Below are 12926 nucleotides of genomic sequence, written 5' to 3'. Positions count from 1 at the left end.
GTCAAATGACTGACTTAAAGTGCAGGTCGTACCGGTGCGTCACCGGTCGACCCCGCGACGTGACGGCGGATGACCCGCGCCACGCCTGCACCGGACTAAGTCAAGCGGCTGCTTTAATCATGGCGAACCAAGTCGCGCACACCACCCGGAGGCCGCTCGTGCCGTCCACACCGTCCACCACCCAGGCCGACCCGCCGGGCGCCCCCGCCATCGAGGTGGGACGGCCCAACGTGGTCGTCTCCGTGCTCGCGTTCGCGGGCGTCACGGTGGCGCTGATGCAGACCGTCGTCATCCCGCTGGTCCCCCGGCTGCCCGCGCTGCTGGGCTCGACGGCCGCCGACACGGCGTGGGCGATCACGGCCACGCTGCTGGCCGCCGCCGTGGCCACCCCGACGGTCGGACGGCTGGGCGACATGTACGGCAAGCGCCGGATGCTGCTGGTCAGCCTCGGCCTGCTGGTCGCGGGATCGGTGCTGGCCGCGCTCAGCACGAGCCTGGCGCCGCTGGTCGTGGCGCGGGTCCTCCAGGGCCTCGCCTCCGGCGTGATCCCGCTCGGCATCAGCATCATGCGCGACGAGCTGCCCACCGAACGGCTCGGCTCGGCGACCGCGCTGATGAGCGCTTCCCTCGGCGTCGGCGGCGCGCTCGGCCTGCCCGTGGCGACCCTGGTCGCCGACAGCTTCGACTGGCACGTGCTGTTCTGGGGCGCCGCCGGACTCGGCGTGGTGGCCACGGCGCTGGTGGTGGCGCTGGTGCCGGAGTCGTCGGTCCGCACCGGCGGGCGGTTCGACTTCGTCGGGGCGGTCGGCCTCACGATCGTCCTCGTGTGCTTCCTGCTGGCCGTGTCCAAGGGCACCGCGTGGGGCTGGACCAGCGCGCTCACCCTCGGCCTGATCGCCGTCGCGGTCGTCGTCCTGCTGGCGTGGGCCCGGTGGGAGCTGCGCAACCGGGAACCGCTGGTCGACCTGCGCACCAGCGGGCGCAAGCCGATCGCGCTGACCAACCTCGCCTCCGCCGTGTTCGGCTTCTCCATGTTCGCGATGTCGCTGGTCCTGCCGCAGCTGCTGCTGCTCCCGTCCGCCACCGGGCACGGCCTCGGCCAGCCGATGTTCGTCGTCGGCCTGGTCCTCGCCCCGTCCGGGCTGGTGATGATGGCGATGGCCCCGGTCTCCGCCCGCATCACCCGCACCAGCGGGCCGCGCACGACGCTGATCGCGGGCACCCTGGTGGTGGCCTTCGGGTACGGGATCAACCTGCTGCTGATGAGCGAGATCTGGCAGCTCGTGCTCGTCTCGTGCCTGATCGGCGCGGGCATCGGCCTGGCGTACGGCTCGATGCCGTCGCTGATCATGGCCAACGTGCCGGTGTCGGAGACCGCGGCCGCCAACAGCCTCAACACGCTCATGCGGTCGATCGGCACGTCGGTGTCGAGCGCCGTGGCGGGTGTGGTCCTGTCGCAGATGACCGTCCCGTTCGGCCCGGCGCTCGTGCCGTCGCTGACCGGGTTCCGGGTGATCATCGCGATCGGCGCGGGCGCGGCGCTCGCCGCGGCCGCCATCGCGACCTCCATCCCCCGGAAGATCCGGACATGAGCCTCCGCGGCAGCAGCGTGATCGTCACCGGCGCGGGCGCCGGGATCGGCCGGGCGGCGGCTCTGCGCTTCGCGACCGAGGGAGCACGGGTCGTCGTCGCCGACCTGAACGGCGACGGGGCCGCGGCGGTCGTCGAGGAGATCGCCGACGAGGGCGGGACGGCGGTGGCCGTGGTCGGCGACCTCTCCGAGCAGGCCGTGGTCGACCGGGTGGTCGCGACGGCCGTCGAGTCGTTCGGCGGCGTGGACGTGCTGGTCAACAACGCCGGGATCGTGGACGGCATGACCGCGGCCCACGAGGTCACCGACGAGGAGTGGGACCGGGTGATCAGGGTCAACCTGACCGCGCCGTTCCTGCTCGCCCGCGGCGTCGTGCCGCACATGCTCGCCAAGGGCAAGGGCGCGATCGTCAACACCGCGTCCGAGGCCGCTCTGCGCGGCAGCGCCGCCGGTACGGCCTACACCGCGTCCAAGCACGGCGTCGTCGGCCTGACCAGGTCGCTGGCGATCATGTACCGCGGCTCGGGCATCCGCACCAACGCCGTCGCGCCCGGCGCCACGATGACCTCCATCACCGCGGAGGTCGCGCGCGAGGGCCACGGCCCGGCCGCGCTGATGCCGTACCGGGCCAACTTCGGGCGGGTCTCCCGGCCCGACGAGCAGGCCGCCGTGATCGTGTTCCTCGCCTCGGACGCGGCGAGCAACCTCAACGGCGTGATCCTGCCCGTGGACAACGGGTGGTCCGCGGTCTGACCGCGGGCGGCCGTCCACCCCGCGCGGTGCGGAGTGGACGGCCGCCGGACCGGACTACCAGGTCACCGGCAGCTCGTAGACCCCGTAGACGAACCCGTCGTGCTTGAACGGCACCTTCTCGAAGTCGGTCGCCAGCGCCAGGTTCGGCACCCGCCGGTACAGGCTGCGGTAGACGATCTCCAGCTCCAGCCTGGCCAGCGGCTGGCCTAGGCACTGATGCACCCCGAACCCGAACGCCACGTGGTGCCGCGCCGAGCGGGTGATGTCGAGCCGGTCGGGCTCGGTGAACACCTCGGGGTCGCGGTTGGCGATGTCGTTCGGCAGCACCAGCCCCTCACCCGCCTTGACCGGGCAGCCCGCGACCTCCATGTCCTCCAGCGCCACGCGGCGGCGCCCGCCGTGGGTGATGTTGAGGTAGCGCAGCATCTCCTCGACGGCGCTGTGCGCGAGCTTCGGGTCGTCGGAGTCGCGCAGCAGCGCCAACTGGTCGGGGTTGCGCAGCAGCAACGCGGTGCTGAGCGCGATCATGTTCGCCGTGGTCTCGTGACCGGCGATGAGCAGCAGCACGGCCATCTCGGTGGCCTGGCGGATCGTCAGTTCACCGGCCTTGATCTTCTCGCCCAGCCGGGACAGCAGGTCGTCGCCGGGCTTCTCCAGCTTCTCGGCGACCAGGCGCCCGAGGTACTCCGCGAGCCTGCCCGAGGCCGCCATCCGCTCGTCCGGCGTGGAGTTGCGGTTGATCATGGTCTTGCTGTTGGCCTGGAAGAAGTCGTGGTCGCCGTAGGGGACGTCGAGCAGCTTGCAGATCACCAGCGACGGCACCGGCAGCGCGAACGCCTCGACGAGGTCGGCGGGGTTGGGCCCGGCGAGCAGGTCGTCGATCGCCTCGTCGACGATCCGCTGGACCATCGGCCGCATCTCCTCGACCCGCTTCACCATGAACACCGGGCCCACCATGCGCCGCAGCCGCGCGTGCTCGGGGTCGTCCATGCCGATGAAGCTCAGGGTCCCGCCGGGGCCCGCCGCCTGGCGCGGGTAGGTCGGGTGGGTCATGTTGGCGCTGACCCGCGGGTCGGTGAGCACGGCGCGCTGGTCGGCGTGCCGGGTGACCAGCCACGGGGTGCTGCCGTCCCACAGCTTCACGCGGGTCACGCGCGCCTGCTCCTGGAGGTCGCGCAGCGCGGGCGGCGGGTCGAAGGGACAGCCCTCCGCCCTCGGCATCGGGTAGTCGGGAGCCTCGGCCGGGCTGTGGCCCGCGGGGTCCGTCGTGCTGGTCATCGGTGTCCTTCCGGTGGGTGCCGCCGCCGTCTCGGGCACGGCGGACGGCGTCAGTTCGTCGTGCGGTGGGGTGCGGTGCCGGTCACGCCACGGTGATGGCCGCCGCCGGGCACACCTGGACGGCCTCGTGCACCGCCGCGTGCAGGTGCTCGGCGGGTTCGGCGTCCAGCAGCACCACGACGCCGTCCTCGTCGCGCTGGTCGAACACCTCCAGTGCGGACAGCACGCAGGACCCCGCCCCGCAGCACTTGTCCTCGTCCACGAAGACCTTCATCCGTCGCACTCCTCGTCGCTCGTCATTCCCGACAACTCAGTTGAGTCAATCGACTGACTTAATCATGTCGGAAGAGGAGGTGCGACGCAACGTGATGACGTGACTGCGGAGAGAACCGAACCGCGCGAAACGGCCGAACCGGCGATGGCGGTCCGACCGGGTCCGAATCAGTCGGAAGCGCGCACCCCGGCCGCCGGGGTCGCGTTGACCGGGGCCGTCCACAGCCCGGTGATGGCGTCGACGAGCCCGGTCGCGGCCGCGTCCCACGTGGGCCGCGGCGTCGCGTCGCCCTCCGCGAGGGCGCGCTCGCGCTCGGCGAAGACGTGCACGAGGAGGTGGCGGACCATGTGCGCGCGATCCACGCGCACGTCGGCGGGCATGTCCGGCAGGCAGCGCCCCAGGTTGTCGAGCACCTCGCGCAGCGAGGCCTCGGCCAGCGCGTCCTCGGACACGATCCCCTGGAAGGCCGGGTCGGTCATGACCTGCGCGCTGAACCTGGCGAACCACGTGGGCTCGCCCAGCGAGGCCAGGTGCGCGGCGAGCGGCCGCACCAGGCAGCCCACCCAGTCGCGGACGTCGCCCGACCCGGCGACGGCGGCGACCGCTGCCACGCGCAGCGCGTCGATGCGGTCGGAGTGCACATGGACGATCGCCCGCACGAGGTCGGCCTTGGTGCCGAAGTGGTAGCCGACGGCCGCGTTGTTGCCCTGCCCGGCCGCCGCGCTGATCTGGCGGTTGGACACCGCGTAGAGGCCCTGCTCGGCGAACAGCCGCTCGGCCGTGGTCAGGATCTGGTGGCGGGTGGCGCCGACCCTGGCCGCCCGCGGGGTTCTGCCGACGTCCACCACCACGGTCACAACCGCACAGGCGGGCGGCCCGCGGCCACGCCGGTCGTCATCCCGTTCTCGACCTGCCTCACGGGCGACCTCCTGGGCGTCGGCGTTGTTGCGGACCAGTCAAACCGGACAGAGCGACCTAAGTCAAGCAACTGATTTAATCACGCTGTCACGATCCCGCCCGGTCAGATGCTGCGCAGCACCGAGGCCACCACGCCGAGGATGACCGCCCGGTCGCCGTCGATCGCGCTGTAGGCCGGGTTGCGCGGCTCCAGGTACACGTGGCCTCCGCGCCGCCGGTACACCTTGACGGTCGCCTCGTCGTCGATCATCGCGGCCACGATCTGCCCGGAGTGCGCCTCGACCTCCTGCCGCACCACGACGATGTCGCCGTCGCAGATCGCGGCGCCGACCATCGAGTCGCCGCGCACGCGCAGCCCGAACACCCGGCCGCGGCCCGCGAGGGCGCGCGGCAGCTTCAGCACCTCGTCCACGTGCTGCTCGGCCAGGATGGGGCTGCCCGCCGCGATGTCGCCGACCACCGGCACCGGCACCGAGTCGTCGCCCGACTCCCGCGCGGAGGGCTCCCGCAGGAACATCCGCACGTCGATCGGCCGCGACATCGCCGTGCTCCGCCGCAGGAACCCCTTGTCCTCCAGGCTCGCCAGGTGCCTGGACACCGAGGACGACGACCGCAGCCCGACGGCCTCGCCGATCTCGCGGGTGCTCGGCGAGTACCCGTACCTCGTCGACCAGTCCCGGATGGCGACGAGGATCCGCTGCTGGCGCGGCGGCAGCGTCGACGTGTCGAGGTCGAGCGCGTCAAGATCGTCGTAGGCGGTCACCAGCCGAATGGTAGAGGTAGGCCCCCGAGGCCGATGACACGCGATCGCCGGACGATTGCCGGTGTCCCCCGATCGTGGAGTCCGGTGTGGACTGCCGCGGTCCACACCGGACTCCCGCCACGACGTCAGAAGATGGCGAGCGGGTTCACCGGAACACCGGTGAGCCCGAGGAACCTCGGCGGCGCGAAGGAGAGCAGGAAGCTGCTCCGCCCCAGTTCCGCGCACACCGCGGCGAGTTCGTCGACGGCGGCGGCGTCGACCAGCGGCATGCCCATCCGCGCCAGGCCGATCATGTGCAGGGGCAGCGGTCGAGCGGGGTCGAGCGGGGGCAGGGCCTCGCCCACGTCGGCGACGAACAGCGAGACGTCACGGCGGTGCATCCACCGCACGGCGTCGACGCCCATCCCCGGCAGGGGCCGGGACGGATCGGGGGCAGACCCCCAGCCGCAGCGCACGACGAGGGCGTCGCCGGGTTCGAGCCGCACGCCCTGGCGCTCCTCGGCGGCGTCGAGGTCCGCCGACGTGACCGGGTGACCGGCGGGCAGCGGCCCGTCGGCGGCGAGGTCCAGCAGCACTCCCCGCGTGACGAACCCCTCGGCGAACGCCGTCGTGGAGCCGTGGACCGCGCCGGCCGGGCCGACGCTCTCCGACTGCGGCCGTCCGGGGTACACCAGCCCGTCGACGGCGATGTGGCAGAGCGCGTCGACGTGCGTGGACCTCACGTGGTGGTTGGTGACCACGATCAGGTCCGCCGCGGCCACCACGGGCGGAGGCGCTTCCGTCAGCACCACCACCTGCTGGACCGGCGAGGAGTCGGTCGTGGCGGGCACGAACGGGCCGCTGAGGATCGGGGTCGGCCGGACGGGCAGCGCCAGCGACACCGACCGCCCGGTGCGGACCTCGGCGGCGGCTCTCGCCCGGACCTCGTCGGTGATCAGGTTCAGCGTGCCGCGCTCGTCGTCGGCGCCCCAGCGACCGCGGTTGTCCGGTTCGGCGATGTCGATCGGATCTTCCATGTCGATCACCGTAGGGAATCCGGCTGACAAAATCCAGATTCTGTCAGCCACCTGTACGATTCGCCGATGACCAGGGACGTTCTGCGCGCGGAGACGATCCTCACCACCACCGAGGACGTTTTGCGCCGCCACGGGCTCGCCAAGGCGACCGTGCTGGACGTGGCGCGGGCGCTCGGGGTCAGCCACGGCAGCGTGTACCGGCACTTCCCGTCCAAGGCGGCGCTGCGCGAGGCCGTGACCCGCCGCTGGCTCGGCCGCGCCCGAGCCGTCCTCGCGACGATCGCGGCGGGTCACGACCCCGCGCCCGAGCGGCTGAACCGCTGGCTCACCGCCGCGTTCGAGGGCAAGCGCGCGAAGGCGCTGGACGACCCCGAGCTGTTCGAGACCTACCGGGCGCTGGCCGTCGAGCACACCGGGGTCACCGAGGAGCACGTCACCGAACTGCTCGCCCAGTTGCGCGCGGTCGTCGAGGCGGGCATCGCGTCCGGCGACTTCGCCCCGACGCCCCCCGACGTGGCGGCGCGGGCCGTCTTCGACGCGGTGGCCCGCTTCCAGCACCCGCTGTTCGCCGCGGAGTGGGCGGCGCCGGGGGTGCAGGCGGAGTTCGACGCGGTCCGCGCGCTGGTCGTCCGCGGCCTGCTCGCGCGGTAGCCGGGCGGTCGGCGGACGCGGACCGAACGGCCGCCGACCGCCCGTTGGGTAAACTCCTGGCGGTCCGATCCGGGTCGGGGAGGAGGACGGCATGACCACCAGCGATCAGAGGGTTCCGCGCGTGGAGCCCGTCGACGGGTCCGTGCTGGGCGACGAGGCCGCCGCCACGGACCACGAGCTGCTGGCGCAGGCCCAGCTGCGCGTGGACCTGGCGATCGACGTGACCAGCGCGTTGACCGGGTCCCTCAACCTCCGGCGCACGGTGCTGCGCCTGCTCGACCTCATCACGCCGCGGATGGCCGACTGGGCGATGCTGGTGCTCGTCGGCGAGGCGGGCGGGCTCACCCTGCACGGCGGCGCCGACCCGACGTACACCTCGGGTGTGCCGCGGGTGTTCATCGAGGGCACCGGCTTGGACCGCGTGCTGCGGTCGGGGCAGGACGAGCTGCTGCACGTGGCCGTGGAGCTGGACAGCACGGGCGCGCTGGAGACGATGATCCCGGACCCGCGGCTGCGGGACGAGGCGATCGGGCTGCGGCCCGCGGACGTGCTGTGCGTGGCGCTGAGCGCGCGCGGCAGCACGATCGGCGCCCTGGTGATGATCCGCGGCGCCGGTCGCGGGTTCCCCGAGCAGGAGGTGGAGTTCGCCGGGCTGATCGCCGACCAGGCGTCGCTCGCGCTGGACTCCGCGCGGCTCTACGAGGAGCGCGGCCGGATCGCGTCCGTGCTCCAGGCCAGCCTGCGCCCTCCCGCTCTGCCCACGATCCCCGGCGCCCGCGTGTCGGCCCGGTTCCGGCCGGCGGCCGAACACCTGGAGATCAGCGGCGACTTCTACGACGTGCACGGCTCGGACGGCGACTGGCTGCTGGTGCTCGGCGACGTGTGCGGCAAGGGCGTCGAGGCCGCAGTGCTCACCGGCCGCGCCCGGCAGGGCGTCCGCACCGCCGCGCACTTCGACCGTCGGCCGTCGGCCGTGCTCGGCGCGTTGAACAACGTGCTGTGCGACAACGACTCCACCCGCTTCGTCACGGTCGTCTGCGCCCGCTTCCGCCCCTCCCCCGACGGCACTCACGCCGATGTCGACGTGGCCGTCGCCGGGCACCCGGCGCCGATCGTCGTGCGCGCGGACGGCGGCGTGGACCAGGTCGAGGTCGCGGGCATCGCCGCGGGCGTGGTCCGCGACGTCGACTACACCGAGGTCGCGTTCCGCATCACCTCCGGCGACACGATGCTGATGTTCACCGACGGCGTCGACGAGGCCAGGGGATCCGACGGCTTCTACGGCATGGACCGGCTCCTCGCCCTGCTGCCCGCCTACGCGGGCGCGGGCCCGGTGGCGCTGTGCGAGGCCGTGGAGCAGAGCGTCGTGGAGTACCTCGACGGCCGCGCCCACGACGACATCGCGCTGCTCGCGGTGTCCTGCGAGCGGTGACGATGACCGACGGGCTGCCGATCGGGGCGTTCGACGACGCGCTGTCCACGGTGGACGCGGCTGCCGCGGTCGCCGTCGTGCGGGGACTCCTGGACGACGGCGTCGACCCGCTGACCGTGCTCGTGGACGTGATCGCCCGCGGTCAGCGCGCGGTCGGCGACCGCTGGCAGCGCGGCGAGTGGACGGTCGCGAAGGAGCACGCGGCGACCGCCGTGGCGATCTCGGCCACCGAGGCCGTCGCCCGCTTCGCCGAACGCGTCCCCGTGACCAGGGGCAAGGTCGTGGTCGCCTGCGCCGAACGCGAGTGGCACGCCCTGCCCGCGATGATCATCGGCACCGCGATCCGGCTCGACGGCTGGGACACCGTCCTGCTCGGCGCCAGCACCTCACCGGCCCGGCTGAGCCAGTGCCTGCACGACCTCGGCCCCGACGCCACGGCGGTCAGCTGCTCCGTGCTGGGCGCGCTGCCGACGACCCGGCGGTTCATCGAGGCCAGCACCACCGCGGGCGTCCCGATCATGGTCGGCGGCTCCGCGTTCGGCTCCGACGACGTGCGCGCCCGCGCGCTCGGCGCGACCGCGTGGGCACCGCACGCGCAGGGCGCGGTCGACGAGCTGCGCCGCCTGCCGCCGGTCGTGCGCCGGGCGGCCCCGCTGCCCAAGGCCCTGATGGCCGAGCAGTCCGCCATCGAGGTCGGCCACCAGCGCCTCGTCCAGACCCTGCGCGACCGCTGGTCGGCCACCACGTCCGACGGCCCGGCTTCCGAGGTCGCCCGCGAGGTCCCGCACCAAGCCGTGCACGCGGTCTGCGCGGCCCTGCTCACCGGCGACCCCCGCCCGTTGGCCGAGACCTCCACGTGGATCGACCGCCTGCTCACCGCACGCGGCGCCGACCCCCGCCTGGCGGCCGAACTGGGCGACGTGCTCGCCACCACCCTGCGCGACTACCCCGCCGCGCACGCCCTCGTCCTCCGCCACTGGACCGAAGGCCTTGTCCCCCAAGGAGGACGCGCACGGTGAACGAGTTGTCGTGGACGGTCGAACGCGCACCCCACCGGGTCGTCGTAGCGGTCACCGGCGCGCTGACCGTCAGCACCTCCCCCGCCCTCCAGGACGCCCTCGTCCCCCTGCTGGCCGAAGCGGACGTGACCGTCGACCTGACCGGCCTGTCCTTCCTCGACTCCAGCGGCCTGACCGTGTTCATCGCCGCCTACAAGGCGGGCGTCCGCCACGGCACCACCACCACCCTCGCCCACGTCCCCGACTTCCTCGCCCGCGTCCTCCAGGTGACCGGCCTCGCCCGGCTGCTGCTGACGTCGGACCAGGTGGTCTGACCACTCCGGCGACCCGGTCCGTGCGCGGCTCCTCGACCGGGAGGCCGATCCAGGTGCACCGCGCACGAGCAGGCCCGGACACACGACTGCCCGCCGTGGCGGACCACGGCGGGCAGTCGTCGGCATGGATCAGGCGGAGCCCGCGGGCACGGCGCGGTCCCATGCCCGGTGCTTGCCGAGGGCGGTCAGCAGCGCGGTGGTGTAGGGCTTGGCCACGGAGTCGCCGAGCACCACGCCGGCGGCGGACGTGTCGATCCCGGCGGCCTCCAGCACGGCGGCCCCGTCGCCCCACGCGCCGAGCGCCTTGCAGTGCCGGAACGCCTCCTGGAGCAGCACGACGAGCCTGGGGTCGTTGGCCACGGTGCCCGCGGCGACCACCACCGCGTCGTACTCGATCGACCGGGTGGCCAGGAAGGTCCGCTCGACCGTCTCGGTGGCGCGGCCCCTCTTCAGCTCCCCGCCGATCTGGGCGACGACGTGCAGCACCGCGCCCTTGGCCTCGACCGCCTTGCGGAGCTTCCCGATCCCGGCCAGGTCGGCTCCCGGACCGGCCACGACGCCGACGACCCGGCCCGCGACCGGGCCCACGGCGGTCGTCAGCTGCGAGAGCGCGGGCGAGGGCACGACACCCCGTGCGGGTTCACCCTTCGGCGCGGGCAGGCCGAGTCCGGCCGCGACCCTCGCGCACAGCTCGGCGTCCACGTTCGCCAGCACTCCGAGGACACGTTCGCGGATCGGCTTCTCGTACACCTTGGACAGCTCGAACGTGTAGGCCTCGACGATGTGCGCCCGCTCGACCTCGCTCATGCTGAGCCAGAACAGGGTCGCCTGCGAGAAGTGGTCGTCGAAGGACACCGGGTTCGCCCGGATCTTCGGCCCCGCGACCTCGCGGGGCACGTGGATGTAGGCGCCCTCGGCCTCGCCTGCCACCTCGGGCTGGTCGTCGTCCACGGAGTTCGGCTTGTACGGGGCCAGACCCTGGTGGATCGCGGTCTGGTGCATGCCGTCGCGCAGGTTGTCGTTGATGGGCGCGTGCGGGCGGTTGATCGGCAGCTGGGTGAAGTTGGGACCGCCCAGGCGGGTCAGCTGGGTGTCGAGGTAGGAGAACATCCGCGCCTGCATGAGCGGGTCGTTCGTGATCTCGATGCCGGGCACGAGGTGGCCGGTGTGGAACGCGACCTGCTCGGTCTCGGCGAAGTAGTTGGTGGGGTTGCGGTCCAGGGTCAGCTTGCCGACCAGGACCACCTCCGCCGGCTCCTCCGGCACGATCTTCGTCGGGTCGAGCAGGTCGATCCCCTCGAAGGTCTCGTCCTCGGTGTCGGGCAGCACCTGGAGGCCCAGCTCGTACTCCAGCGGGGCGCCCGCCTCGATGCCGTCGGCCATGTCGCGGCGGTGGAAGTCGGGGTCGGCGCCCGCGGCGATCTGGGCCTCCTCCCACACCAGCGAGTGCACGCCGGCGACCGGCTTCCAGTGGAACTTCACCAGCGACGTCTCGCCCGCCGCGTTGACCAGCCGGAACGTGTGGACGCCGAAGCCCTCCATGGTCCGGTAGGACCGCGGGATGCCGCGGTCGGACATCGCCCAGATCACGTGGTGGGTGGCCTCGGTGTGCAGGGAGACGAAGTCCCAGAACGTGTCGTGTGCGGACTGCGCCTGCGGGATCTCCCGGTCGGGGTGCGGCTTGCCCGCGTGGATGATGTCGGGGAACTTGATGCCGTCCTGGATGAAGAACACCGGCATGTTGTTGCCGACCAGGTCGAAGTTGCCCTCCTCGGTGTAGAACTTCACCGCGAACCCGCGCACGTCGCGAACGGTGTCGGCCGACCCGCGCGACCCCAGCACCGTGGAGAACCGCGCGAACACCGGCGTCTCCCGTCCCTTGGCGAGGAAGCCCGCCTTGGTCACGGACTCGGCGTTGCCGTAGGCGCGGAACGTCCCGTGGGCCGCGGCGCCGCGGGCGTGCACCACCCGTTCGGGGATGCGCTCGTGGTCGAAGTGCGTGATCTTCTCGCGGAGGTGGAAGTCCTCCAGCAGCGACGGACCGCGCGGCCCCGCCTTGAGCGAGTGGTCCGTGTCGTGCAGCCGCACCCCCTGCGCGGTGGTCAGGTAGCGCCCTGCCTGCGCCCGCCGGTCCTCCCCGATGTTCGCGGCCACCTCCTTCTTGCCCGTGGGACTCGTGGGCTCGGGTGCGGCCTGGTCGCGTTGGCGCTTCGGGGGCATCTGGCACTCCTTCGGGGAACGGCTGCCGGTACCGACGCCGGGTACCCGTTCCCCGCGAGCGCAAGCGGATTCACCACCACCGGTGTGGCGAGTCCTCTGTGGACATCACTCCGCCGCGTACTCGGTCGAGAGTTCGGTGGCGTAGCGGGCCATCACCGGCGCGACGCTCTCGGCGTCGAGCGGCTTGCCGCCTGCGATCAGGTCGCGCAGGTCGCGGAAGTACTCGACGTACAGGTCCGGGGTGAAGGTGTTGACCATGACCGCGGGTACGTCACCGGGGTTGGCGAACGTGTGCGGGGCACCCGTGGGCACCATCACGAACGAGCCGGGGCCCGCGTCGTGGTCCTCCTCGCCGATGGTGAAGCGCACGGTCCCCGAGATGATGTAGAACCCCTCGTCGTGCTGGGCGTGGCGGTGCTGGTGCGGGCCCGGTGTGCCCGGTGCCAGCGTGAGCTCGGCGACCCCGAGGCGGTGCGCGGTCGTGCTGCCGTCCTCGAGGATGCGCATGCGCGTCGAGCCGGAGGCGAGGACGACCTCGCCGTCGTCGGGACCGACGATCGAGACGGGAACCATGGCGGACTCCTTCATGAGTCTCGTGAGAGTGCACTGTCACGACGACAGTAGGCTCTGATCAACAACTCATGCAAGTCCACTCTCACGATGAGGGTCGACTACAGTAACCTTCGATGAGGAAGAG

At 72.5% G+C, this 12926-nt stretch carries 13 protein-coding genes; 6 read left to right on the top strand and 7 right to left on the bottom strand.

Going from position 1 to position 12926, the window contains the following annotated elements; translation table 11 throughout:
* Positions 1-275 precede the first annotated feature (275 nt).
* Together RM788_RS48805 and RM788_RS48800 are read left to right on the top strand one after the other, a co-directional pair.
* The gene (locus RM788_RS48805) at positions 276-1592 is read left to right on the top strand and encodes an MFS transporter (protein WP_399345306.1); all 1317 of its coding nucleotides are present in this window, start codon (positions 276-278) and stop codon (positions 1590-1592) included.
* Positions 1589-2344, top strand: coding sequence for an SDR family NAD(P)-dependent oxidoreductase (locus RM788_RS48800; RefSeq protein ID WP_315928204.1), 756 nt, complete (start codon positions 1589-1591; stop codon positions 2342-2344). Before RM788_RS48805 ends, RM788_RS48800 begins: the two co-directional genes overlap by 4 nt.
* 54 nt (positions 2345-2398) lie before the next feature.
* Here the strand turns inward: RM788_RS48800 and RM788_RS48795 are convergent, their stop codons facing one another.
* The 5 genes from RM788_RS48795 to RM788_RS48775 all read right to left on the bottom strand — a co-directional run bounded on the left by RM788_RS48795 (position 2399) and on the right by RM788_RS48775 (position 6593).
* The gene (locus RM788_RS48795; RefSeq protein ID WP_315928202.1) at positions 2399-3622 is read right to left on the bottom strand and encodes a cytochrome P450; all 1224 of its coding nucleotides are present in this window, start codon (positions 3620-3622) and stop codon (positions 2399-2401) included.
* Between the two features lie 82 nt (positions 3623-3704).
* The gene (locus RM788_RS48790; protein WP_315928200.1) at positions 3705-3896 is read right to left on the bottom strand and encodes a ferredoxin; all 192 of its coding nucleotides are present in this window, start codon (positions 3894-3896) and stop codon (positions 3705-3707) included.
* A gap of 167 nt (positions 3897-4063) precedes the next feature.
* Complete coding sequence (locus tag RM788_RS48785) at positions 4064-4753, bottom strand: TetR/AcrR family transcriptional regulator (protein WP_399342441.1); 690 nt, start codon at positions 4751-4753, stop codon at positions 4064-4066.
* A gap of 164 nt (positions 4754-4917) precedes the next feature.
* A complete protein-coding gene (gene lexA, locus RM788_RS48780) occupies positions 4918-5577 on the bottom strand; it encodes a transcriptional repressor LexA (protein ID WP_315928195.1) in 660 nt (219 codons plus the stop codon).
* A gap of 125 nt (positions 5578-5702) precedes the next feature.
* A complete protein-coding gene (locus tag RM788_RS48775; protein WP_315928193.1) occupies positions 5703-6593 on the bottom strand; it encodes a cyclase family protein in 891 nt (296 codons plus the stop codon).
* Positions 6594-6659: 66 nt separating this feature from the next.
* Between RM788_RS48775 and RM788_RS48770 the strand changes: the two genes are divergently transcribed.
* From RM788_RS48770 to RM788_RS48755, 4 genes are all read left to right on the top strand, one after another.
* The gene (locus RM788_RS48770) at positions 6660-7244 is read left to right on the top strand and encodes a TetR/AcrR family transcriptional regulator (RefSeq protein ID WP_315928191.1); all 585 of its coding nucleotides are present in this window, start codon (positions 6660-6662) and stop codon (positions 7242-7244) included.
* A 91-nt stretch (positions 7245-7335) separates the two neighbouring features.
* Positions 7336-8676: a PP2C family protein-serine/threonine phosphatase gene (locus RM788_RS48765; RefSeq protein WP_315928189.1), complete on the top strand. Its 1341-nt coding sequence runs from the start codon at positions 7336-7338 to the stop codon at positions 8674-8676.
* Between the two features lie 2 nt (positions 8677-8678).
* The gene (locus RM788_RS48760; protein ID WP_315934926.1) at positions 8679-9695 is read left to right on the top strand and encodes a cobalamin B12-binding domain-containing protein; all 1017 of its coding nucleotides are present in this window, start codon (positions 8679-8681) and stop codon (positions 9693-9695) included.
* Positions 9692-10009 (top strand): STAS domain-containing protein, encoded by a 318-nt coding sequence (locus RM788_RS48755; RefSeq protein WP_315928187.1) that lies wholly within the window; start codon positions 9692-9694, stop codon positions 10007-10009. The genes RM788_RS48760 and RM788_RS48755 overlap by 4 nt, the downstream gene beginning before the upstream one ends.
* Before the next feature lie 129 nt (positions 10010-10138).
* On the opposite strand, the gene RM788_RS48750 is transcribed toward RM788_RS48755, so the two are convergent.
* Positions 10139-12229 (bottom strand): catalase, encoded by a 2091-nt coding sequence (locus tag RM788_RS48750; RefSeq protein ID WP_315928185.1) that lies wholly within the window; start codon positions 12227-12229, stop codon positions 10139-10141.
* A gap of 105 nt (positions 12230-12334) precedes the next feature.
* A complete protein-coding gene (locus tag RM788_RS48745; protein ID WP_315928183.1) occupies positions 12335-12802 on the bottom strand; it encodes a cupin domain-containing protein in 468 nt (155 codons plus the stop codon).
* Positions 12803-12926: the final 124 nt, after the last annotated feature.

The organism is Umezawaea sp. Da 62-37 (assembly GCF_032460545.1).
GTDB lineage: Bacteria > Actinomycetota > Actinomycetes > Mycobacteriales > Pseudonocardiaceae > Umezawaea.
Note: the sequence above shows the minus strand (reverse complement) of the source record. Positions and strands in the feature narration are given on the sequence as shown.